22 protein-coding genes are annotated in these 20912 nt (G+C 72.5%); 15 read left to right on the forward strand and 7 right to left on the reverse strand.

Translation table 11 applies throughout. The features are described from left to right. Positions 1-18 precede the first annotated feature (18 nt). The 5 genes from ctaD to O3438_RS04325 form a co-directional block, all read right to left on the reverse strand. Positions 19-2010 carry an aa3-type cytochrome oxidase subunit I gene (gene ctaD, locus O3438_RS04305; protein WP_269678689.1) on the reverse strand — a complete coding sequence of 664 codons (1992 nt, stop codon included), beginning with the start codon at positions 2008-2010 and terminating at the stop codon, positions 19-21. Between the two features lie 124 nt (positions 2011-2134). After that, a complete protein-coding gene (locus tag O3438_RS04310) occupies positions 2135-2857 on the reverse strand; it encodes an ATP-binding protein (RefSeq protein WP_269678690.1) in 723 nt (240 codons plus the stop codon). Positions 2858-2968: 111 nt separating this feature from the next. Then, positions 2969-3427, reverse strand: coding sequence for a DUF4383 domain-containing protein (locus O3438_RS04315; protein ID WP_332367445.1), 459 nt, complete (start codon positions 3425-3427; stop codon positions 2969-2971). A gap of 78 nt (positions 3428-3505) precedes the next feature. Further along, the gene (locus O3438_RS04320) at positions 3506-4663 is read right to left on the reverse strand and encodes a glycosyltransferase (RefSeq protein ID WP_269678691.1); all 1158 of its coding nucleotides are present in this window, start codon (positions 4661-4663) and stop codon (positions 3506-3508) included. A 79-nt stretch (positions 4664-4742) separates the two neighbouring features. Next, positions 4743-5807, reverse strand: coding sequence for a glucosyl-3-phosphoglycerate synthase (locus tag O3438_RS04325; protein ID WP_435795916.1), 1065 nt, complete (start codon positions 5805-5807; stop codon positions 4743-4745). A gap of 144 nt (positions 5808-5951) precedes the next feature. Here O3438_RS04325 and O3438_RS04330 point away from each other — a divergent pair, with 144 nt between their 5' ends. From O3438_RS04330 to O3438_RS04365, 8 genes are all read left to right on the forward strand, one after another. After that, a complete protein-coding gene (locus O3438_RS04330; RefSeq protein ID WP_269678693.1) occupies positions 5952-6962 on the forward strand; it encodes a Gfo/Idh/MocA family protein in 1011 nt (336 codons plus the stop codon). Beyond that, a complete protein-coding gene (locus O3438_RS04335; protein WP_269678694.1) occupies positions 6955-8043 on the forward strand; it encodes a zinc-binding dehydrogenase in 1089 nt (362 codons plus the stop codon). The genes O3438_RS04330 and O3438_RS04335 overlap by 8 nt, the downstream gene beginning before the upstream one ends. Before the next feature lie 91 nt (positions 8044-8134). Next, positions 8135-9910 carry an ABC transporter ATP-binding protein gene (locus O3438_RS04340; RefSeq protein ID WP_269678695.1) on the forward strand — a complete coding sequence of 592 codons (1776 nt, stop codon included), beginning with the start codon at positions 8135-8137 and terminating at the stop codon, positions 9908-9910. A gap of 72 nt (positions 9911-9982) precedes the next feature. Beyond that, the gene (secA2, locus tag O3438_RS04345; RefSeq protein ID WP_269678696.1) at positions 9983-12274 is read left to right on the forward strand and encodes an accessory Sec system translocase SecA2; all 2292 of its coding nucleotides are present in this window, start codon (positions 9983-9985) and stop codon (positions 12272-12274) included. 181 nt (positions 12275-12455) lie between these two features. Beyond that, entirely contained in the window at positions 12456-13196 is a 741-nt protein-coding gene (locus O3438_RS04350; RefSeq protein WP_269678697.1) for a GAF and ANTAR domain-containing protein, read from the forward strand. 220 nt (positions 13197-13416) lie between these two features. Then, positions 13417-13914: a DUF2231 domain-containing protein gene (locus O3438_RS04355; protein WP_269678698.1), complete on the forward strand. Its 498-nt coding sequence runs from the start codon at positions 13417-13419 to the stop codon at positions 13912-13914. A gap of 102 nt (positions 13915-14016) precedes the next feature. Beyond that, positions 14017-14211, forward strand: a complete 195-nt coding sequence (locus O3438_RS04360; RefSeq protein ID WP_269678699.1) for a helix-hairpin-helix domain-containing protein — start codon at positions 14017-14019, stop codon at positions 14209-14211. 126 nt (positions 14212-14337) lie between these two features. Then, positions 14338-15096, forward strand: coding sequence for a methyltransferase domain-containing protein (locus O3438_RS04365; RefSeq protein WP_269678700.1), 759 nt, complete (start codon positions 14338-14340; stop codon positions 15094-15096). A 186-nt stretch (positions 15097-15282) separates the two neighbouring features. Here O3438_RS04365 and O3438_RS04370 read toward each other — a convergent pair whose 3' ends face one another. Both O3438_RS04370 and O3438_RS04375 read right to left on the reverse strand, forming a co-directional pair. Beyond that, positions 15283-16230: a DUF3500 domain-containing protein gene (locus tag O3438_RS04370; RefSeq protein ID WP_269678701.1), complete on the reverse strand. Its 948-nt coding sequence runs from the start codon at positions 16228-16230 to the stop codon at positions 15283-15285. 32 nt (positions 16231-16262) lie between these two features. Further along, a complete protein-coding gene (locus tag O3438_RS04375) occupies positions 16263-16655 on the reverse strand; it encodes an ankyrin repeat domain-containing protein (protein WP_145782224.1) in 393 nt (130 codons plus the stop codon). Between the two features lie 60 nt (positions 16656-16715). On the opposite strand from O3438_RS04375, the gene O3438_RS04380 reads away from it, so the two are divergent. The 7 genes from O3438_RS04380 (at position 16716) to O3438_RS04410 (ending at position 20907) form a co-directional block, all read left to right on the forward strand. Continuing rightward, positions 16716-17093 carry a signal peptidase I gene (locus tag O3438_RS04380; protein WP_269678702.1) on the forward strand — a complete coding sequence of 126 codons (378 nt, stop codon included), beginning with the start codon at positions 16716-16718 and terminating at the stop codon, positions 17091-17093. Positions 17094-17204: 111 nt separating this feature from the next. Then, positions 17205-17660: a cysteine dioxygenase gene (locus O3438_RS04385; protein WP_269678703.1), complete on the forward strand. Its 456-nt coding sequence runs from the start codon at positions 17205-17207 to the stop codon at positions 17658-17660. Between the two features lie 46 nt (positions 17661-17706). Next, complete coding sequence (locus O3438_RS04390) at positions 17707-18192, forward strand: rhodanese-like domain-containing protein (RefSeq protein ID WP_269678704.1); 486 nt, start codon at positions 17707-17709, stop codon at positions 18190-18192. Between the two features lie 51 nt (positions 18193-18243). Beyond that, entirely contained in the window at positions 18244-18789 is a 546-nt protein-coding gene (locus O3438_RS04395) for a winged helix-turn-helix domain-containing protein (protein ID WP_269678705.1), read from the forward strand. 246 nt (positions 18790-19035) lie between these two features. Next, positions 19036-19641 (forward strand): winged helix-turn-helix domain-containing protein, encoded by a 606-nt coding sequence (locus O3438_RS04400; RefSeq protein ID WP_269678706.1) that lies wholly within the window; start codon positions 19036-19038, stop codon positions 19639-19641. A gap of 41 nt (positions 19642-19682) precedes the next feature. Beyond that, complete coding sequence (locus O3438_RS04405; protein WP_269678707.1) at positions 19683-20345, forward strand: uridine kinase; 663 nt, start codon at positions 19683-19685, stop codon at positions 20343-20345. A 163-nt stretch (positions 20346-20508) separates the two neighbouring features. Then, positions 20509-20907, forward strand: coding sequence for a TraR/DksA family transcriptional regulator (locus O3438_RS04410; protein ID WP_088989739.1), 399 nt, complete (start codon positions 20509-20511; stop codon positions 20905-20907). The last annotated feature ends 5 nt before the right edge of the window (positions 20908-20912 follow it).

A 20912-nucleotide genomic window follows, 5' to 3' on the forward strand; every position in this document is an offset into this window, starting at 1 on the left:
CCTCTCGGCGTACGCCGATCAGCGCTTCTCGGGGTTGTCGTCACCGTGCGGGTGACGCCAGCGCTCGTGCGGCTTGGGCGCGTCCTCGCTGTCCTCGGGCGCGTCGCTCTGCTCAAAGCTCGGACGCCGTATCCCCTCGGGTTCCGGCACGTCCACGGGCCGCGCGCCGGAGCGCGGCGCCGGCTGGAACTCGGCGGCCTCGCGGGCGCCGTGCGCGCCCTCGGCGGCCGGCGACTCCGGGGCGTGGTGCTCCAACCGCAACTCCTCGGCGAACTGCTGCGGCGGCTTCGTGGTGCGCTGGGGGAGATCCCGGCCCAGGTCGGCGACGAGCGGGCCGTACTTCAGGTCGAACGCGGGACGCTCGGACCGGATCCGCGGCATCCGGTCGAAGTTACGCAGCGGGGGAGGGCAACTGGTGGCCCACTCCAACGAGTTGCCGAAGCCCCACGGGTCGTCCACGGTCACCACCGCCCCGTACCGCCAGGACTTCCAGGCGTTGTAGATGAAGAACAGGGTGGACAGTCCGAGGATGAAGGCGAAGATGCTGGAGATCGTGTTCAGCGTGGTGAAGCCGTCGGTGGGCAGGTAGTCGGCGTAGCGGCGCGGCATGCCCTCGCTGCCCAGCCAGTGGTGCACCAGGAAGGTGCCGTGGAAGCCGATGAACATCGTCCAGAAGTGCGCCTTGCCGAGTCGCTCGTCGAGCAGTCGCCCGGTCATCTTCGGCCACCAGAAGTAGTAGCCGCCGAACAGGGCGAAGACCACGGTGCCGAACACCACGTAGTGGAAGTGCGCCACCACGAAGTAGCTGTCGTGGGTGTGCCAGTCGGCCGGCGGGCTGGCCAGCAGAACCCCGGTGAGGCCGCCGAGCAGGAAGGTGACCAGGAAGCCGATGGCGAACAGCATCGGCGTCTCGAAGGTGAGCTGGCCTTTCCACATGGTGCCGATCCAGTTGAAGAACTTCACGCCGGTCGGCACCGCGATCAGATAGCTGAGGATGCTGAAGAACGGCAGCAGCACCTGGCCGGTGGCGAACATGTGGTGCGCCCACACCGTCATGGACAGCACGGTGATCGCGACGGTGGCCAGCACGATCCCGGTGTAGCCGAAGAGCGGCTTGCGGGCGAAGACCGGGATGATCTCGGTGATGATGCCGAAGAACGGCAACGCGATGATGTACACCTCGGGGTGGCCGAAGAACCAGAACAGGTGTTGCCAGAGCATCGGCCCGCCGGTCGCCGGGTCGTACACGTGGGCGTTGAGCAACCGGTCGGCCGACAGCGCCAGCAGCGCGGCGGCCAGCAGCGGGAAGACGAGAATCACCAGAACGCTGGTGAACAGCATGTTCCAGGTGAAGATCGGCATCCGGAACATGGTCATCCCGGGTGCGCGCAGGGTGAGGATCGTGGTGATCAGGTTGACCGCGCCGAGGATGGTGCCCAGGCCGGAGACGACCAGGCCGAGCACCCACATGTTCGCGCCCACGCCGGGGCTGTGGTCCACATCGCTGAGCGGGCTGTACGCGGTCCAGCCGAAGTCCGCCGAACCCCCCGGGGTGATGAACCCGCCGATGACCATGAGCCCGCCGAACAGGTACAGCCAGTAGGCGAGCGCGTTGAGACGGGGGAACGACACGTCCGGCGCGCCGATCTGGATCGGGACGATGAAGTTGGCGAACCCGAACGCCGCAGGTGTGGCGAACAGCAGCAGCATCACCGCGCCGTGCGAGGTGAACAGCTGGTTGTACTGCTCGGAGGAGAGGAACTGCATCCCCGGTCGGGCCAGCTCCGCGCGCATCACCATCGCCTGCAACCCGGCTACCACGAAGAACCCGAAGGAGGTCAGCAGGTACAGCAGGCCGATCTGTTTGTGGTCGGTCGTGGCCAGGAACTTGATCAACGAGTTGCCGGGGATCGGTGCTCGTACCGCTCCCGGGAACCCCCCGAACCGGGCCGGTGCCAGGATCGCCGGGCCGCGGTCGCGACCGGGTTCCGTGGTTACCCGCTTGGGCATGGCTGCTCACCCCGTCGTGACGGCAGAAAGGACGGGCGTGCCTACCCGACCCTTGCACCATGTAACCAGGCCAGAGCGGTAAATTCGGTCAGATCGCTGGTACCGGGCGCAAGCACCCGAACACTCAGGTTGCCGGCAGCATCGCCCAGACAGCCTTGCCCTGACCGGCCGGCACGCTGCCCCAACGCTGGGCCAGTTCCCGGACCAGCATCAGCCCCCGGCCACCCTCGGCGTGCAGGTCCGTCCCGCCCGGCTGGGCTTGCGCGCAGCTGCCGTCCACCACCGCCAGGTGCAGGTACGGTCGGCGCAGGGTCACCGTCACCTGCATCGGGGTGCCGGCGTGGCGTACCACGTTGCCGACCAGCTCGCTGAGCACCAACGCGGCCGGTCCGGCCGCCTCGGGCAGGTTCCACCGGGCGCACGCGTCGGTGACCAGCTCCCGCGCCCGCCGGCACGCCTCGGCCACCGGCTCCAACCGGGCCCGCATCCGCAGCGTGGCGCTCGCCACCCGGGTGGCCTCCGCGCAGTCCGCGGTCACCGGGACCACGCGGCAGGTGGTCGACTCGGCCAGCCAGCGCGCGGCGACCGGCGACGGGGCGCAGAGCACCACCGGCACAGCCGGCCACTCCTCGGCGCGGCGCGCGGTAGCGGCGAAGACGGACAGCGCGAGGCGGTCCTCCACGCTCACCTCGGCCATGTCGACCACCAGCGCCTCCGGCTGGTCGACGAGCGCGTCGCTGAGCGCCCGGTGCACCGAGCGCATGGTGCCGAGATGCAGCGCACCAGCGAGTCGGACGACCGCCACCGGTGCCGTGGTGCGCACCTCGCAGGTGATCCGGCTCGACATCGGTGCCCTCGATTCGCTGCTGGGTCGGGAGCTCCCCACTACCCGTGGCCGCCCGCCGTCAAACCGGACCACCGGCGGAGCGGGGCCGCTGACCGGCCGCGATGACGCAGGTCACGGGCGGGGTCGGCCGGTCAGGACGCCCAACGCGATCATGCCGACGCCGAGGCCCAGGTGAAGCCAACCGTCGGCGTCGTTCACCGGCAGCACGTTCGCCCCGGTGTCGCGGTCCACCGCCAGACCGTAGAGCCAGAGCACCAGATAGACGGCACCGCCGCCGATCAGGTACGTCCGGGCCCCGGCGACCGTCCGTGCCAGCAGCAGCCCCGCCACCCCGAACGCCAGGTGCACGAGGTTGTGCAGCACCGACACCTGGAAGACCCCGAACAGGTACGCGCCCGAGCCGTGGCCGGCGAAGCGCAGGTCGTGCGTCCCACTGGTGATCCCGGGTACGAAGCCGAGGACGCCGATCAGCAGGAACAGCACCCCCACCGTCGACGCGGCACGCCGGACCGGCGCCTTGCCGTCGGCCGGGTTGGGTCGGGCCCGGGAGTGGGCCATCGGTCCGACCATTCCCCGGCTCCTCGCTGCGACGGCGGGTACGAGCGCTGCCGGCTACCCGTTGCCGCCGTCGGCAAACGCCGCCGACCGTCAGGCCGGCAGCAGCCTCGGCGCGCGGGACAGGTCGCGGACCCGCTCGTACAGCTCCACGTAGCGTTGGGCCATCACCGCCGGGGTGAACCGCTGCGCGGCCACCCGCCGGCACTCGTCCGGGTCGAGCAGGTCGCCAGCGAGCACGAGATCGCCCAACTCCTCCTCCTCGGCGGTGAGCAGCCCGGTGCGGCCGTGCTCGATCAACTCCGGAAGACAGCCCCGGGAGGTCGCCACCACCGGCGTACCCAGGGCGAGCGACTCGACCACCGCCGTGCCGCCGGGCTCCTCCCACCGCAGCGGGAACAACGACGCTCGGGCGCTGGCGAGCAGGTCGTCGCGCTCCTGGCCGGCCACCGTGCCCACCCAGCGAACCAGGTCACCGTCGACGTGCGGGGCCACCTCGTCGAGGAAGAACCGCACGTCCGGGTTCTGCCGGGCCTCGTCGCCGGCCGCGGCCAGATCGGCCGGTCGGTGGTACGGACCCACGGGACCGGCCAGCACCAGCGGAAACCCGACCCGGTGGGCCAGTCGGGCACCCACGTCCTGACCCTTGCCCGGGTTGATCCGGCCCAGGATGAGCAGGTGCTCGCCCTTCTCCGGTCGGGGTCGACGGTCGGCGTCGACGGCGAGCGGGGTGGACAGGTGCACGTGCCCCACCGAGTGTTCCCGCAGCGCCAGCGGTGCCCGGGCCAGCTGCGACGCGGAGACCCCGTTGACCCGGACCCGGTCGCCGCCGTCCAGGCTGCCGTAGAGCGCCGGGTGCTTGGCCAGGTCCCAGTGCAGGGTGTGCAGGGTCGGCGGGCCGGCCGGTCCCATCGCGGCGAGCGTGGCCAGACCGACCGCCTCCACGTGGTCGTGCACCAGGTCGATGTCATCGCGGGAGTGCAGCTCGCGGACCACGCCGGCCAGGTGCGCCTGGGCGACACCACAAACCTGGTTGTACGGCCGCTGCAACGACGCGAACTGCCCGTCGGCGAACACCGACACCCGCTCGTCGACCGGAAGGGTGCTGCTGCCCACCGAGGCGAGCACCACCCGTACGCCGAGTCGGCGCAGCTCCGGCACGAGCGTGGCGATCACGTTCTCGATGCCGCCGTAGCCGGGCGGTGGCACGGACAGCCACGGCCCGGCGTTCATCAGCACGGTGAGGCTCATCCGGCTCGTCCCTCTCTCGCGTTCACTGAGTAGTTGGTTCGCGACTGCGGGGCTCGCAGGACCGGCTCACTCCTCGCGTTCACGCGGCGGCGACCCGTCGGCGTGGCACCCGGTGGCGCAACTCGGCCAGTGGTGGGCGTTCCTCGATGGACACGTCGGTGACCACGATCTCGCGGTCCAGGTTGGGCAGGGTGTCCGAGCCGCCGCGACGGAACTGGGTCAGCAACGACTCCGGCGTCAACCCGGGGGTCGCCCAGCCGCGCCGCTGCAACCGGGACCAGGCGGTCAGCATGATCTGCGCGGACATCCGGCCCAGCGCCGCCGTGTCCTGGTGCCGGTGCTTGCGCTCGCCGAGGTCGACCTGCGCCATCGCGTCCAGGCCGACCAGGTCGAGCAGGTCGATCATCATGGCCGTCTCCACGCCGTACCCGGACACGAACGGCACCCGGGCCAACACGTCCCGGCGGCCCGCGTACTCACCCGCGAGGGGCTGCACGAAACCGGCCAACTCGGGCCAGAACAGGTTGAGCAGCGGCCGGGCCATCAGCTCGGTCACCCGGCCTCCACCGTCCTGTTCGACGCTGGCGGCGCCGACCAACGGCCGGTGGTAGAACCCCTTCACGAAGTCCACCGAGGAGTCGGTCAGCAGCGGACCGAGCAGCCCGGTCACGAAGTGCGGCCGGAACTCCCGCAGGTCGGCGTCGATGAACGCCACCACGTCCCCCTCGGCGGCGGCCAGTCCGGCCCACAGGGCGTCGCCCTTGCCGGTGAGCCGGGGCAGCCCCCGGGTCATCGCGTCCTGACTGACCACCTCCGCGCCGGCGGCCCGAGCCACCTGCGCCGTGCGGTCGGTCGAGCGCGAATCCACCACGATCAGCTCGTCGACCAGGGCGACCCGATCCATCAGGTGCTCTCGGATGGTCGACACGATCGCGCCGACGGTGGCCTCCTCGTTGCGCGCCGGCAGCACCACGCTGACCCGGGTCTCGCCCTTGGCCCGCATCAGCCGACGCGTCGGCCAGTCGGCCGTCGTCGTCGTCCGGTACGTGGCCCACGCCTCCACCACCGGTGAAACGCTCGATGTCGCATCCCGCACGGGCACCCCTCCATTCGTGCGTGGAAAACCGAAATTGGTTGTTCCCATTCCCTGCCACGCGTTAACCGCTTCCTTGGCAACAGCTTGATCACAGAGGTGACGCCAGTGCGTTCCCGGGGCATGAACGTTTGATTGCGCACACCCCGGGGGACTGCTCCCATCGCACATGAAAGTCCTTCGAAGGGGTGACGAATGCGTCAGTGCCGGGTGGGTCTGGTCGGAGCCGGCGGGGTGGCACAACGTCACGCGCGCGTGCTGTCCGGCTTCGACGACGTCGAACTGGTCGGGGTCACCGACGTCGCGCCGGAGGCGGCGTCCGCGCTGGCCACACGGCACGGCACGCGGGTCTGCGCCGACATCGCCGAGCTGCTGGCCACCAACCCCGACGCGGTGTACGTCTGCGTGCCCCCGTTCGCGCACGGCCCCGCCGAGGAGGCGCTGGTCGAGGCCGGGGTGCCGATGTTCGTGGAGAAACCCGTAGCGGTCGACCTGGGCACCGCCGAACGGATCGCCGACCTGGTCGCGCGCCGGGGGTTGCGCACCGCCGTCGGCCACCACTGGCGGTACCTGACCGTGCTCGACCAGGCCCGCGACCTGCTCGCTGACCGTCCCGTCAGGATGGTCAGCGGCACCTGGCTGGACAAGGTGCCCCCGGTGGCCTGGTGGTCGCGGCGGGACCGTTCCGGCGGCCCGGTGGTCGAGCAGGCCGCCCACGTGCTGGACCTGGTCCGGGTGCTGGCCGGCGAGGTGACCGAGGTCACCGCGTACGGCAACGGCACCCCGCCGCCGGTCGACGGCGCCGACATCGACTCGGTGACGACGGCCGTGCTGCGCTTCGCCGACGGGGCGGTCGGCACCCTCAGCGCGGCCTGTGTGCTCGGCTGGAAGCACCGCGCCGGGCTGGAGATCCTCGCCGACGGGCTGGCTCTGGCCCTCGCCGAGGACGGCCTGTCGATCCGCGACGCCGACGGCGAACGACACGTGCCCGCCGACCCGGAGGCCGCCCGGGTGGCGGTGGACCGCACCTTCGTCGACGCCGTCCGGGGCGTCGGCGACGACGTGCGCGTCCCGTACGCCGAGGCCCTCGCGACCCAGCGACTGGCCCTCGCGGTGGCCGACTCGGCCCGCACCGGCACGACCGTACGACTCGCCACCCCGACCGCCCCGGCGGCGCTGCGCACGGGGGTGACAGTCGATGCGTGACCGGGTCGTGGTGGTCACCGGTCCCGGCCGGGTCGAGCTGGTCGAGCAGGACGCCGCCCCGCTGCGTCCCGGCACGTTCCGGGTAGAGACGCTCTTCAGTGGCGTCTCCGCCGGCACCGAGCTGAGCTACGTCAAGGGCACGAACCCCTACCTGAACGTCACCTGGAACGCCGACCTGGGCCTGTTCCAGCCGGGCGCGGCGAGCACCCCGTACCCGGTGACCCGGCTGGGCTACATGCAGGTCGGTCGCGTGGTGGAGAGCGAGACGCCCGCCGTCGCGGTGGGCACTGTCGGCGCCATGACCTACGGGCACCGGACCGGCTGGCTGGCCGACCCGGTCGCCGAACGGTTCGTGCCCCTGCCCGAGGACCTGGACCCGCTGCTCGGCGTCTACGTCGCGCACATGGGCCCGATCTGCGCCAACGGCCTCCTGCACGCGGCCGCCGACCTGCACGGCGCCGACGTCCGCACGCTCGGTGACGGGGTACGCGGCCGGCGCGTCGCCGTGGTCGGCGCCGGTGTGGTGGCGCTGCTGACGGCGCTGTTCGCCAAGCGCCACGGCGCCGCCTCGGTGGTGGTGCTCGACCCCACCCCGCACCGCCGCCACGCCGCCGAGGCGCTCGGCCTGGACACCCTCGACCCGGAGGCGGACGACCCGGCGGTCGTGCTCAAGACCCGCTGGGCGCACACCGCCGGGGACCGGGGCGCCGACGTGGTGTTCCAGTGCCGCGGGCAGGCCTGGGCGTTGCAGCTCGCCCTGCGGCTGCTGCGCCCCCAGGGCACCGTGATCGACCTGGCCTTCTACCAGGACGGCGCGGACGCCGTCCGGCTCGGCGAGGAGTTCCACCACAACGGCCTCTCGCTGCGCTGCGCGCAGATCGGCCGGGTGCCACGCGGGCTCGCCCCCACCTGGGACCGTGAACGGCTCTCCGCCGAGACCGTCGACCTGCTCCGCGCGTACGGGGACACGGTCCGCAAGCACCTCGTCTCCGCGGTGGTGCCGTTCGACGAGGCACCCACACTGCTCACCGACCTGGCCGACCGTCGACGACAGGAACTCCAGGTGGTGCTGTCCGCCTGAGCGCACCCCGGGCGGGTGCCAGACCCCCCGGAGACCCTTGTCGGCCCGGACCCCGCCCGGGTGGGTGACGCGGCGGACTACCGTTCCCGGCATGAGCACCCCGAAGGACCGGCCGGTCAGCACCTCGAAGGACCGGCCGGTCGGCCTGGCCGCGCTGCTGCCGTACCTGCGTGAGCACCGCGGCACCCTGGTCGTGGTGGGTGTGCTGTCGCTGCTCGGCGCAGCGGCGTCGCTGGCGCAGCCGCTGCTCACCCGGTCGGTGCTCGACCGGATCGGCGACGCCCACCCGGTCTCCGCGCTGGTGACGCTCCTCGTGGTCCTCGTCGTGCTCGGCGCCGCGATCGGTGGTTTGCGCGACTACCTGCTGCAACGCACCGCCGAAGGGTTGGTGCTGGGCACCCGCCGCCGGCTCGCCGCTCACCTGCTGCGGCTACCCATCGCCGAGTACGACAGCCGACGCACCGGCGACCTGCTGTCGAGGGTCGGCTCGGACACCACACTCCTGCGCGCGGTCGTCACCTCCGGGCTGTTCGAGACGGTCACCGGGGCGGTGACGGTGGTCGGCGCCGGCACCGCCATGGTGCTGCTCGACCCGCTGCTCTTCGGCATCACACTGCTCGGCGTGGCGCTCGGGCTCGGCTTCGCGCTGACCTTCGTCCGCCGGGTGCGGGCGTTGGCCCGTGCCGCCCAGGAGCGGATCGGGGAGATGACCTCGGCGGTGGAGCGGGCCATCTCGGCGGCCCGGACCATCCGGGCCAGCCGCGCCGAGGCCCGGGAGACGCAGACCGTCACCGGCAGCGCGCGGGAGGCGTACACGGCCGGGCTGCGGGTGGCCCGGGTGCAGTCGGTGGTCGGCCCGATCGGCTCGATCACCGTGCAGGGCGCGTTCCTGCTGGTGCTCGGCATCGGCGGGGCGCGGGTCGCCGCCGAGGCGATCTCCGTCGGCGACCTGGTCGCCTTCGTCATGTACCTGTTCCTGCTGGCGCTGCCGCTGGGTCAGGTGCTGCGGGCGTACACCCAGTTGCAGTCCGGTCTGGGCGCCCTCCAGCGGATCGAGGAGATCCTCGCCGTGCCCGCGGAGGGCGCGGCGGACCGGCCGGCGCCCGCCGTCGCGACGACCAGCCCGCGGCGGCCCGCACCGATGATCGAGTTCGACCGGGTGGGGTTCGGCTACCCGGGCGGCGAGCCGGTGCTGCACGAGGTCAGCTTCACGGTGCCCACCGGCACCCGTACCGCGCTGGTCGGCCCCTCCGGCGCCGGCAAGTCGACACTGCTCGCGCTGGTCGAACGCTTCTACGAGGTGAGCGCCGGCGCGGTCCGACTCGACGGCACCGACGTTCGGGATCTGCCCCGCGACGCGCTGCGGGCCCGGCTGGGCTACGTCGAGCAGGAAGCCCCCGTGCTCGCCGGGACGCTGCGGGAGAACCTGCTGATCACCACGCCGGACGCCACCGACGACCGGCTTCGCGAGGTTCTCGACGAGGTCAACCTCGCGCACCTGGCGCACCGCACCTCCGAAGGGCTGGACGTCCAGGTGGGGGAGGGTGGGGTGCTGCTCTCCGGTGGTGAGCGGCAGCGGTTGGCCATCGCCCGTGCCCTGCTCGCCGGCCCGCCGGTGCTGCTGCTCGACGAGCCCACCAGCAACCTCGACTCGCGCAACGAGGCCGCGCTGCGCCGGGCCATCGACGCGGTGGCCGTCCGCCGGACGCTGTTGATCGTGGCGCACCGGCTCGCCACCGTGGTCGACGCCGACCAGATCGTGGTCCTCGACGGCGGTCGGGTGGTCGCCGTCGGCACCCACGCCGAGCTGACCGCGACCGACCCGCTCTACCGTGAGCTGGCCGCCCACCAGCTACTGGTCGGCTGAGCCCGTCTGATCCGCCAACTTGTCGGCGGCCGGGCCGCGCATACCGCCCCGAATCGCGTACCGTTGCCGCTCATGGGTGTGTCGCAACGGTTCAAGAGCAAGTTCCGGCGGTTCCTCCAGCGCCCCGGCTCGACCGTGGATCTTGCTCCGCTGGAGAAACTGCTGCCCGCTATCGAGGCACGCGCGGACGAGCTCGCCGCGCTCGACGACGCCGAGCTGACCGAGGCCGCCGGCGCCGCCACCGGCTACGAGGAGATCTGCGCCGTCGGCCGCGAGGCCGCCCGCCGGGGCCTCGACCAGCGGCCGTACGACGTGCAGCTGCTCGGCGCGATGTCGCTGCTCTCCGGCAAGGTCGCCGAGATGGCCACCGGTGAGGGCAAGACACTCACCGCCACGATCGCCGCGTACGGGCACGTCCGGCTCGGCAACGGCCCGGTGCACGTGCTCACCATCAACGACTACCTGGCCCGCCGCGACGCCCAGTGGATGGAGCCGGTCTACACCCTGCTCGGCCTCACCGTCGGCTGGGTCAACGAGGCGTCCACCCCGCAGGAGCGACGCGACGCGTACGCCTGCGACGTCACCTACGTCTCGGTCAGCGAGGCCGGGTTCGACTACCTGCGCGACCAGTTGGTCACCGACGTGGAGGACCGGGTGCAGCCGGCGCTGTCCACCGCGATCGTCGACGAGGCCGACTCGATCATGATCGACGAGGCGCGGGTGCCGATGGTCCTGGCCGGCGCGGTGCCGGGCGAGCAGGACCCGGTGCACGCCGCCGCCGCCCAGGTGCGTGGCCTGCGCAAGGGCAAGCACTACACGGTCGCGGAGGACGGCCGCAGCGTTGCCTTCACCTCCGCCGGCCTGGCCGCCATCGAGGCCAAACTCGGCATCGACCTGTACGACGAGGAGCACGTCGAGCAGCTCTCCGCGGTCAACGTTGCGCTGCACGCGCACGCCCTGCTGCACCGTGACGTGGACTACATCGTCCGCGACGGCACCGTCGAGCTGGTCGACGAGATGCGCGGCCGGGTGGCCCAGCGCCGCCGCTGGCCGGACGGCCTCCAGGCCGCTGTCGAGGCCAAGGAGGGCCTGGACGCCACCGCCGAGGGCGAGGTGCTGGGCACCATCGCCATGCAGGCGTACATCGCGCTCTACCCGAAGGTCTGCGGGATGACCGCCACCGCGGTGCACGTCGGCGACCAGCTGCGGGAGTTCTTCAACCTCGAGGTCGCGGTGATCCCGCCGAACACCCCCTGCATCCGCGAGGACGAGCCGGACCGCATCTACGCCACCCGGGCCGAGAAGGACGACGCCCTGATCGACGAGATCCAGCGCGCGCACGCCAAGGGGCGGCCGGTGCTGGTCGGCACCCTCGACGTCAAGGAGTCCGAAGGGCTGGCCGCCGGCCTTAACGCCGCCGGGGTGCCCTGCGTCGTGCTGAACGCGAAGAACGACGACGAGGAAGCGGCGATCATCGCCGAGGCCGGCGCGTTCGGCGCGGTGACAGTCTCCACCCAGATGGCCGGCCGGGGCGTCGACATCCGGCTCGGCGGCAGCGACCAGAGCGACCAGGAGCGGGTCGCCGAACTGGGCGGGCTCTACGTGATCGGCAGCGGCCGGCACGACAGCCGCCGGGTCGACGACCAGCTGCGCGGTCGGGCCGGCCGGCAGGGCGACCCGGGCGGCTCCGTCTTCTTCGTCAGCCTGGAGGACGACCTGGTCGTCCGGCACGCCGCCGACTCGGTGCCGGCGTCGCCGCGGATGAACGCCGACGGCCTGGTGACCGACGAGCAGGTGGACTACGCGGTGGAGCACGCCCAGCGGGTCGCCGAGGGCGTCAACCACGAGATCCACCGCAACACCTGGCGCTACAGCGTGGTCATCGAGCAGCAGCGCAAGGCCCTCGCCGCCCGCCGGGAACGGCTGCTGACCAGCGACGTGGCCGCGGTGATGCTCCTGGAGAAGGAGCCCGAGAAGGCCGGCGAGATGGACGAGGACCTGCTCGCCCGGGCCGCCCGGTCGATCGCGCTCTACCACCTGGACCGGCTCTGGGCCGACCACCTGGCCGAGCTGTCCGAGGTCCGCGAGGGCGTACACCTGCGGGCGCTGGGCCGGCTCGACCCGCTGGACGAGTTCCACCGCGCCGCGGTGCCGGCGTTCAACGACCTGATCCCGGAGATCGAGGCCCGCACCATCGCCACCTTCAACGAGACCGAATTCGATGAGGATTGGCAGCCCGACGACGGCACCCTGGTCCGGCCCACCGCCACCTGGACGTACCTGGTGCACGACAACCCGTTCGGCTCCGAGCTGGACCGGCTGATCGCGTCGATCGGGCGGCGGCTCAGCGGCACCTCCCGCTGACGTAGGCATCCGGGGCCTCTCGCCGCGCGACCGTGCGTGCTGAGAGGCCCCGATTTGCGTCGTTTCGACAAGGGTTTGCGAGGGTAGTAGGGCTGGTCGGTCAAGTCGGGAGAGAGCAGACGATGACACAGGTGACGATGCCCGGCGGGCAGGCACGGACGTGCACGGAGGCTGCGAAGCGGTGAACATCGATACGAGGGAGCCGGTGGTGCAGACCCTCGGCGTCCTGGAGACCGCCGCGCTGTTGCGGGAACTGACCGCAGGCCTGATCGCCCTGACCGATTTCGACGAGGCGCTGCTGGCGCTGGTCCGGGTCACCCGGGACGCCGTGGCCGGAGTGCGCTGGTGCGGCTTCACCGCCCTGCGCGCCGGCGAACCGGCCGGCGTGGCCGCCTCCGACGACCGTCTGGCCGGGCTGGACGACCTGCGACACGGCCCGGACTCGCCGGCGATGAGCGCCATCCAACGCCGCGAGATGATCCTCGCCGCCGACCTGACCGCCGAGCCCCGCTGGCCGGGCTGGACGGCGCGCGCCCGTGACCTCGGCGTACGCGGGGTGATCTCCGCGCCGGTGGACATCGACGACCAGGTGATCGGCGCGATCAACCTCTACGCCGCCTCGCCGGACCTGCTGACCCCGCAACACCAGTTGACCGCGATGCTGCTCGCCGAGCACGCCGGGCTGCTGCTGGCCGCCGTACGCGACCGCAAGCGGCAACTCACCGTCGCCGGTGAACGGGACGCCGCGCTGCTCCACGAAGGGGTGGTGGGCCAGGCCGTCGGCGTGATCATGACCCAGCGCGGGTGCCCACCGGCCGAGGCCCTCGACGTACTGCGTACCGCCGCGACGTCGTTGGACATCCCGCTGCGCGAGGTGGCCGAGCGGCTGGTCCACACGGTCTCCCGTCCCCGCGACGCCTGACACCCACCCGGCTCCCGCTGCGCCTCCGTGATCGACTCGGGTTCCCTGACGGCGCGGCATCCGAGGCGTGGCGACGGCACGGTTTCCTGAAACGCGAGTTGATCAGGGCTTGTGGTGTCCGTTCGTCCGGTCAGCGGCGAGTCGGGCGGGATCGTTTCGCCGCGAGCGGGCTCGGGTAGCACTCTGGTCAGGTGAGGTGCGCCGACCCGGGGGAGGACCGATGCAGAGCCGACTGCGAGTGCAGGGGCATCCGATCCAACCGATGCTGGTGACGTTCCCGCTCGGGCTGTTCGTCAGCGCCACCGTCTTCGACCTCACCGACGTCGTCGGTGGGCCGGCGTTCCTGGGCGAGGTGGGCTACTGGACGGGTGTCGCCGCCCTCGTGGCCGCTGCGCTGACCGCGGTGGCGGGCATGGTCGACCTGTGGGACGCACCGATGGACCGCACCCGCCGTACCGCCGTCGCCTTCAACCTGGTGAACGCCGCGATGGCCGGCATGTTCCTGCTCACCTGCCTGGTCCGGTCGCAGTCCCCGCAACGAGGGGCGTCAGCCGCGATCCTGGCCACCGAGCTCGTCGCGCTGGCGATCGGTGGGGTCGGTGTGCACCTGGGCGCGCGGTTGATGCGCCAGTTCGACGGCGGTCGGGCCGAGGCCGGCGGTCTGGAGGCCCTCGCCGGCTCCACGGGCGAGATCCGTCGCCCGTGGCCCAGCCGCTGACCCGGCCCGGCTACCGGTTGTCGCACGGCCAGGCGTCGGCCCGGTTCGGCGGCGCGCGTGAACGGGACGCCACCGGTGCGGTTGGCCGGTCTACCATCACGGATGACCTCAGCCCTGGACGCGCTTCCCACGATCGGTGCACCCGCGACCCGCGCCCTGCACGGCGCCGGCTACACCACATTGCGTCAGCTCGCGGACGTCCCCCGAGCTGACCTGGCCAGACTGCACGGCATGGGCGACAAGGCGCTCGGCATCCTCCAAGCCGCCCTCGAGGAACACCAGCTCAGCCTCGGCTGAGAGCTGCCGCCGCCCAGGGGCATCGACCAGCGGCGGCTCTGCGACGCGTCCGTCCCGACGCGACAGACCGGCCGGCGAAGCGCAAATGGGTTGTCTGCGGGGTGACCGACCACGAGGCTGGCCGCCATGGATGCCGAGCGTGACGCCGAGGAACTGATCGCGGAGGCCGCTGCCGCCCCCGTCGACGGGTGGGGCTTCGACTGGCTGGCCGGGCGGGCCACCGAGGAGCGTCCACCATGGGGGTACACCCGCATGGTCGCCGATCGGATGGCGCGCGCCACCGCCGCACTGGACGTGGACACCGGCGGTGGTGAGGTGCTCGCCGAGGTGCCACGGCCACCGAAGCTCCTGACGGCCACCGAGGGCTGGCCGCCCAACGTCGTGGTCGCCCGACGGACCCTGCGAAGAGTGGGCGCGACGGTGGTGGCCGTCGACCCGGACGGGCCGCTGCCCTTCCGCGACGCCGCCTTCGACCTGGTGGTCAGCCGGCATCCGGTACGCACCGACTGGGAGCAGACGGCGCGGGTGCTGCGACCGGGCGGGACGTTCCTGTCCCAGCAGATCGGGGCGGGCACCATGCGGGAGTTGAGCGAGGCGATCCTCGGTCCGCTGCCGCCGCCGGCCACGCGGCACCCCGACCACGCGGCAGCTGCCGCCGAGGCAGCTGGCCTGCGGGTGGTCGACCTGCGCCGGGCGACCCTGCGGGCGGAGTTCTTCGACATCGGCGCGGTGGTCTGGTTCCTGCGCAAGGTGATCTGGACGGTGCCCGGCTTCACTGTCGACCGCTACCGCGACCGGCTGCGTGAGCTGCACGGCCGCATCGTCGACGAAGGCCCCTTCGTGGCCCACGCCGAGCGCTTCCTCATCGAGGCCACCCGCCACTGACCGGCTCCAGGCCCACCGGGGTGGATTGATCGACTCCATCTCGGCGAGGTGGGGGTGTCTGGACCGCAGGATGCCACCACATCGCCGATGTGGAGTCGATCATCACCGCCAGGGCGGCTCAGGGCGCGGCGAGCGCGGGGCGGGGCGGGCGAGCGCAGGGCAGGCCAGGGCGTCGGCGAGGGGCGGCTAGTGGTGGGTTCGGTGGTGACCGGCCAGGATGTCGGCACCGAAGTCGCTGGCGGGACGGCGCAGCACGGTGTGCGCGTGGTTGCCGTCCGGGCTGGTGTTGTCGTACTCGATCAGCAGGTCGTCGCCCTGCACCCGGTAGTAGTGCCGCTGCCCGGCGCGGGTGGGGCCGGCCCAGGCGAAGTGCAGCGGGCCGGCCTCCAGTCGGGCCGCCTCCCGGGTCGCCAGCTCGGGCGGCAGCCGGTCCAGGTAGAGCGCGACCACCTGGTGGAGCAGCGCCCGGCCGGTCGGGCCCATCCGGTCCGCCGGTACGCCGAGTGGCTCCAGCGGTGCGTCGACCTGGCCCCGGGTGGCGCTGATGATGTCCGCCGGCGCGTCGTCGGCGATGACCGCGGCGGCCCGTTCGGCGGGGCCCAGCGCGTCGAGCAGCGCCAGGGCGAGGTCCTCCTCGACGCCGAGGGGGCGGGAGACCGGACGGCCGGCGTAGCGGACCGCCGCCGGGTTGGCGCCGAAGAAGATCGGGGCGGGGGAGACCTGACCGTCGACCACCGTCATGGTCACCGACAGGTGGTGCCCCTCGAACCGCCACGCCCAGCGGTCGTCGCGCGCCGGGTCGCCGAAGACGGCCACCCAGTAGTCGGCGCTGTGCCGGCCGCGCTGCCAGTCCTCGGCGCGGTCCAGCACCTCCTCCAGCGCGATGATCGCCATCGCCTGCGCGTACGCCGAAGCGCTGAGCGCGGTGGCCAGCAGCCGGTGGGCGGCCTTGCGGCCGGCGACGTCCATCGCGGCGAGGCTGACGCCCGGTCGGGGTCGGGGCCGGTACTCCAGCCAGCGTCGGGCGGACTCGTCGTCGAACGGATGCACGGCGTCGGCGCGGGCGGCGGGGTCGAGCGCGGCCAGCAGCGCCGTGCCGGCGGCCCGCATCTGCTCGGGCAGAGGATCTTCCACCGACCCTGTATACCGGCCGGTCGGGCTCGGTGTCAGCCGGCGCGCAGCAGCTCCGTCATCTCCGGCAGGTCGAAGAACTGCGCGGTCTCCATCGCGGACGGGTTGCCGTGGGCGGGGTCGGCTCCGGCGGCGAGGAGCGCGCGGACGGCGTCCGTGCTGCTGCGGAAGACCGCCGCGGCCAGCGCCGTCTGGCCCCGGTCGTTGGCCCGGGTGTGGTCGGCGCCGCGGGTGAGCAGGGCGGCCACGGTGTCCGGGTGAGAGTGGTACGCGGCCAGGATCAGCAGCGTGTCGCCCTTGTCGTTGGTGAGGTTGACCGGCAGGCCGGCGTCGAGCTGCGCGGCCAGCTCCTCGGTGGAGCCGGCGCGGGCCAGGTCGAACATCCGGTGGGCGAACGCCAGCGTCTCGGCGTCGAGGTCGTCGGTCACCCCTTCAGGCTACGGCCTGTCCTGATAGGTTGCTCGGCCGGCGAGCTGGGGGAGGGTCCGATGGCTGAGACGGTGTACGTGGGCAACGCGGGTGTCGACGGTGCCACCGACGCCGGCTGGCTGCTCGGGCACTTCGTGCCGCCGGGGGAGATCCGGCACAGCACCGACGTCGAGGTGAAGTGGGGCGTGCACCCGCCCGGTCAGGCGCGGTCGCGGTGGGCGACGGGGGAGCGGCGTACGACCCTGCTCGTGCTCGTCGAGGGTTGTTTCCGGGTGGAGTTGCCGGACCGCACGGTACGACTGGCGGTGCCCGGCGACTACGTGGTGTGGGCCCGGGGGGTGGACCACTCCTGGTTCGCCGAGCGCGCGTCGGTGGTGCTGACGGTGCGCTGGCCCTCGTTGCCCGGCTACCGGGTGGACCCGCCGGTGGTGCGCTGACCGACAGGGGAGCCGACGGGTGTCCCAGTGTGTGGAATTACCTACTAAACCTATAGGCTTTGCCGTCTAGAGTACGAGGGCACCCCGCCGAACGACCCGCGAGGAACCGCCATGACGCACCACCGTCCGGAGTCCGACCTGCTCACCGTCGCCGCCCGGTGGGCCGAACCGGCTGGCTGGCCGGTCGCGCTGCGCTTCGACCCCGCCGAACGCTGGTACGCCCGCCTCGCCGTCAGCGCCGAGCACGAGGTGTGGGCCCTGAGCTGGCTGCCCGGGCAGGGCACCGACCTGCACGACCACGGCGGCTCCTCCGGGGCGTTCCGGGTCGTCAGCGGCGTGCTCACCGAGGAGACCGTCAGCGGCGGTCGGCTACGCCCGCGGCTGCTGACCGCCGGCGGCGGTCGCCACTTCGGACCCCGACACGTGCACCGGGTGACCAACCACGGCCCCGATCCGGCGGTCAGCGTGCACGTCTACCGGCCCGCGTTGCTGCGCATGACCCGCTACGACCTCGTGGACGGCCGGCTGCGGATCGCCGAGGTCGCCGAGGCCGGCACGTCCTGGTGAGTCCGGCGAGTCACGACCAACCCCCTGTCACCGGAAGGAACCGACAATGCAGGTAACCGCCGAGTACTGTCCGGCACCCGTGCCGCCCGCGGGCTCCCGCGGCATCGACGAGATCCTGGCCGCCGCGCGGGCCCGGCTGGACCGGCTCGACCCGGAACGGGCGCACCTGGCGTACCGGGCCGGCGCTCTGCTGGTCGACATCCGACCCGCCGCGCAGCGGGCCGCGCACGGCGTGGTGCCCGGCTCGCTCACTGTCGAGCGCAACGTTCTGGAGTGGCGCTTCGACCCCCGCTGTGCGGCCCGACTGCCCCAGGCCGTCGACTACGACGTACCGGTGATGATCCTCTGCCAGGAGGGCTACACGTCGTCGCTGGCCGCCGCCGCCCTTCAGGACGTCGGCCTGCACCGGGCCACCGACGTGATCGGTGGGTTCGCCGCGTGGCGGATCGCCGGTCTGCCCGCTCTCGGCCCCACCCCGCTGCACACCTCTGCACTCGCGTCGCCCGTGAACACCGGGTGGGCGCGCCGCTGACCGTCACGCCGCACCAGGCGTGGCGGGCGTACCGCCACTTGAGGAGGCATCATGTCCGTCGTCGCCATCCCCACGCGTCGCCACCCGGGGACGCGCCCGCCCCGTCCGCGCACCGCCCCGACCCTCACCATCACCCTCGACCTCGTCCCCGGGCCGCTGAACCCACGGCTGGCCCGGTTGGTCCAGCTCCTCGGCGAGCTGGCCGAGTCGGGGGAGGGTCAGCTGCGTACCGTCGAGGACCGCGCGCCCGGGCCGCGCCCGGCGCCGATCCCCGTCGGCGAGCCGTCCGCCGACGCGCCACACGTCCGCATCCTGGCCGGCTCGCGAATGGTCCGCCAGGGCGACCAGGTCATCCCGCTGACCCGCATCGAGTACGAGCTGCTGCTGTTCCTGGCCGAGCGGCCACGCCGGGTCTTCACCCGCCTGCAACTGCTGTCCAGTGTCTGGGGGTACGAGCACGCGGTGGCGCGGACCGTCGACGTGCACGTCCGCCGGCTGCGCGCCAAGCTCGCCGGGTCGGAGGTGGTGACCACCGTCTACGGGGTCGGCTACCGTCTCGCCGACGAAGCCCGGATCAGCGTGGACCACACCCGGTAGGCCCTGGTCAGGCGGCCTCTGACCACCTCGGTGAACCGGGCGGGGACCCCCGTATCGGGGCATCTCGGCGACTCTGCTGTAATCATCAAGCTCGTACGCAGAGCGAGCACCCGGCTCCGATGTGTTCGTCAATTGTCACATTCATGCAACGCAGCCGCCTCTTGACCCTCGCCCGGGTGCCGGGAAGCATCGATGAAGCGGCGTCCCGGGCCGTGGGGAGATACCCGGACCAGCCCAAGGAGGACCATGTCGGTCAGCCCTGCCTCGTCGCGCGCCGGATGGCACACGTCGCAACCCGCGGTGCCCGGTCGACCGCCCGGCGGTCAGCGTCGCCCGGCGAACACCGCGACGCCAGTGCTCACCGTGACGCTGTCCATCCCGCTGGCCTGCGAGGAGTCGCTGACCCCGGCGGCGCGTCGGCTGCTGGAGGCCGCCCGGGAGATGCTCGAACGCGGCGAGGGCGTGATCATCGGGTCCGTGCCGGCGGAACGCCGCCCCGAGCAGACGCCCGCCAACCGGTCGCCGACTCGGGCGATCAGCCCGACGATCCCGGCCCTGCACATTCTCGCCTCGTCCCGCTCGGTGCTGCGCGACGACGAGCCGCTGCCACTGACCCGGCTGGAGTTCGACCTGCTGCTGCACCTGGTCGCCCATCCGCGCCGCGTGTTCACCCGACTGCAACTGCTCAACGCCGTCTGGGGCTACGAGCACGCCGGCGTGCGTACCGTCGACGTGCACGTGCGTCGACTGCGCGGCAAGGTCGGTGTGGACGTGCCCCTGGTCACCACCGTCTACGGGGTTGGCTACCGGCTGGCCGACGACGCCCGGGTCACCATCGACCGCACCGGCTGACCCGCCGCACCGACCTGCCCGACGCGGGGCAGGATGGTCCGGTGCGCATCCGCCCGATCTCGCCCGACCTGCTCGTCACCGAGCTGACCGGCCGGCTGGTCGACGCCGCGGCAGGCGCCGCCACCGCCGACCCCGGACCAGCCCGGCTGCGGGTGGCGATCGACGGCCCCTCCGCCGCCGGTCCGGACGAGCTGGCCGCCGCCCTCGTCGACCCGCTGCGCGCCCAGGGCGTTCCGGTGCTGCACGTCCGGGCCGGCGACTTCCTCCGCCCCGCGTCGCTGCGCTTCGAACTGGGCCGCACCAACCCGGACTCCTTCTACGAGGCATGGGTCGACGAGGCCGGACTGCGTCGGGAGGTCCTCGACCCCGCCGGCCCGGGTGGCACCGGCCGGGTGCTCCCGTCGCTCTGGGACGCCGACACCGACCGGGCCAGCCGGGCCCGCTACGTCGACCTGCCACCCGGCGGCGTCGTCCTGGTCAGCGGTCCCCTGCTGCTCGGTGGCGGGCTGCCGTTCGACGTCACCGTCCACCTGGAGGTGTCCCCGGCGGCGCTGCGACGACGCACCGAACCCGCCCAGGCGTGGGCTCTGCCGGCGTTCGACAGGTACGCCGAGGAGGTCGTCCCAGCGAGCTTCGCCGACGTGGTGGTACGCGTCGACGACCCCCGCCACCCCGCGCTCGTGGAGCCCGCCGGCGACGCCTGACAACCGCGAGAAATCGTCGGTTTGCCCCGCCGATCCGGCGGGTACTCGCCCGGCTCACAGAGCGCGGGTGATCGCCCGCGTACCGAATGCGACCGTGACCGGGGCTCCACGCCGCCGGCACCCGGTTCACCGTGAGCCACAGGCTTAGGAAAGGCAGGCAGCGATGCTCGTCCACGACACGGTCGACACGAACCGTTCCCAGAAGGAGATCGACCAGATCCGGAACTCACTCCAGGCACGGTACGACGAGCTGACCGCCGAGTACGACCAGGCCGTGCTCCAGAGCCAGGTGCTGCGGCTGGTGGAGGTCGGCGACACCGCCGGCGACGACCAGGCCGACAGCGGCACCAAGACGGCCGAGCGGGACACCGCGCAGTCCCTGCTGCGCACCATCCTGGACCGCCGCGCGCAGTACGAGCACGCGCTCGGCCGGCTCGCCGAGGGCACCTACGGCTGGTGCGAGGGCTGCTCCGCGGCCATCCCGGTCGAGCGGCTGGAGATCTTCCCCTCCGCCACCACGTGTGTGACCTGCAAGCAGACCCGCGAACGGCGGGCGGCCTGAGCGAC

It is taken from the genome of Micromonospora sp. WMMC250 (genome assembly GCF_027460215.1).
Taxonomy (GTDB): Bacteria; Actinomycetota; Actinomycetes; order Mycobacteriales; family Micromonosporaceae; genus Micromonospora; species Micromonospora taraxaci.

Coding starts and splice junctions, on each gene's coding strand:
- ctaD (WP_269678689.1), bottom strand. CDS start 2,010: ATGCCCAAGCGGGTAACCACGGAACCCGGTCGCGACCGCGGCCCGGCG.
- O3438_RS04310 (WP_269678690.1), bottom strand. CDS start 2,857: ATGTCGAGCCGGATCACCTGCGAGGTGCGCACCACGGCACCGGTGGCG.
- O3438_RS04315 (WP_332367445.1), bottom strand. CDS start 3,427: ATGGTCGGACCGATGGCCCACTCCCGGGCCCGACCCAACCCGGCCGAC.
- O3438_RS04320 (WP_269678691.1), bottom strand. CDS start 4,663: ATGAGCCTCACCGTGCTGATGAACGCCGGGCCGTGGCTGTCCGTGCCA.
- O3438_RS04325 (WP_435795916.1), bottom strand. CDS start 5,807: ATGGGAACAACCAATTTCGGTTTTCCACGCACGAATGGAGGGGTGCCC.
- O3438_RS04330 (WP_269678693.1), top strand. CDS start 5,952: ATGCGTCAGTGCCGGGTGGGTCTGGTCGGAGCCGGCGGGGTGGCACAA.
- O3438_RS04335 (WP_269678694.1), top strand. CDS start 6,955: ATGCGTGACCGGGTCGTGGTGGTCACCGGTCCCGGCCGGGTCGAGCTG.
- O3438_RS04340 (WP_269678695.1), top strand. CDS start 8,135: ATGAGCACCCCGAAGGACCGGCCGGTCAGCACCTCGAAGGACCGGCCG.
- secA2 (WP_269678696.1), top strand. CDS start 9,983: ATGGGTGTGTCGCAACGGTTCAAGAGCAAGTTCCGGCGGTTCCTCCAG.
- O3438_RS04355 (WP_269678698.1), top strand. CDS start 13,417: ATGCAGAGCCGACTGCGAGTGCAGGGGCATCCGATCCAACCGATGCTG.
- O3438_RS04360 (WP_269678699.1), top strand. CDS start 14,017: ATGACCTCAGCCCTGGACGCGCTTCCCACGATCGGTGCACCCGCGACC.
- O3438_RS04365 (WP_269678700.1), top strand. CDS start 14,338: ATGGATGCCGAGCGTGACGCCGAGGAACTGATCGCGGAGGCCGCTGCC.
- O3438_RS04380 (WP_269678702.1), top strand. CDS start 16,716: ATGGCTGAGACGGTGTACGTGGGCAACGCGGGTGTCGACGGTGCCACC.
- O3438_RS04385 (WP_269678703.1), top strand. CDS start 17,205: ATGACGCACCACCGTCCGGAGTCCGACCTGCTCACCGTCGCCGCCCGG.
- O3438_RS04390 (WP_269678704.1), top strand. CDS start 17,707: ATGCAGGTAACCGCCGAGTACTGTCCGGCACCCGTGCCGCCCGCGGGC.
- O3438_RS04395 (WP_269678705.1), top strand. CDS start 18,244: ATGTCCGTCGTCGCCATCCCCACGCGTCGCCACCCGGGGACGCGCCCG.
- O3438_RS04400 (WP_269678706.1), top strand. CDS start 19,036: ATGTCGGTCAGCCCTGCCTCGTCGCGCGCCGGATGGCACACGTCGCAA.
- O3438_RS04410 (WP_088989739.1), top strand. CDS start 20,509: ATGCTCGTCCACGACACGGTCGACACGAACCGTTCCCAGAAGGAGATC.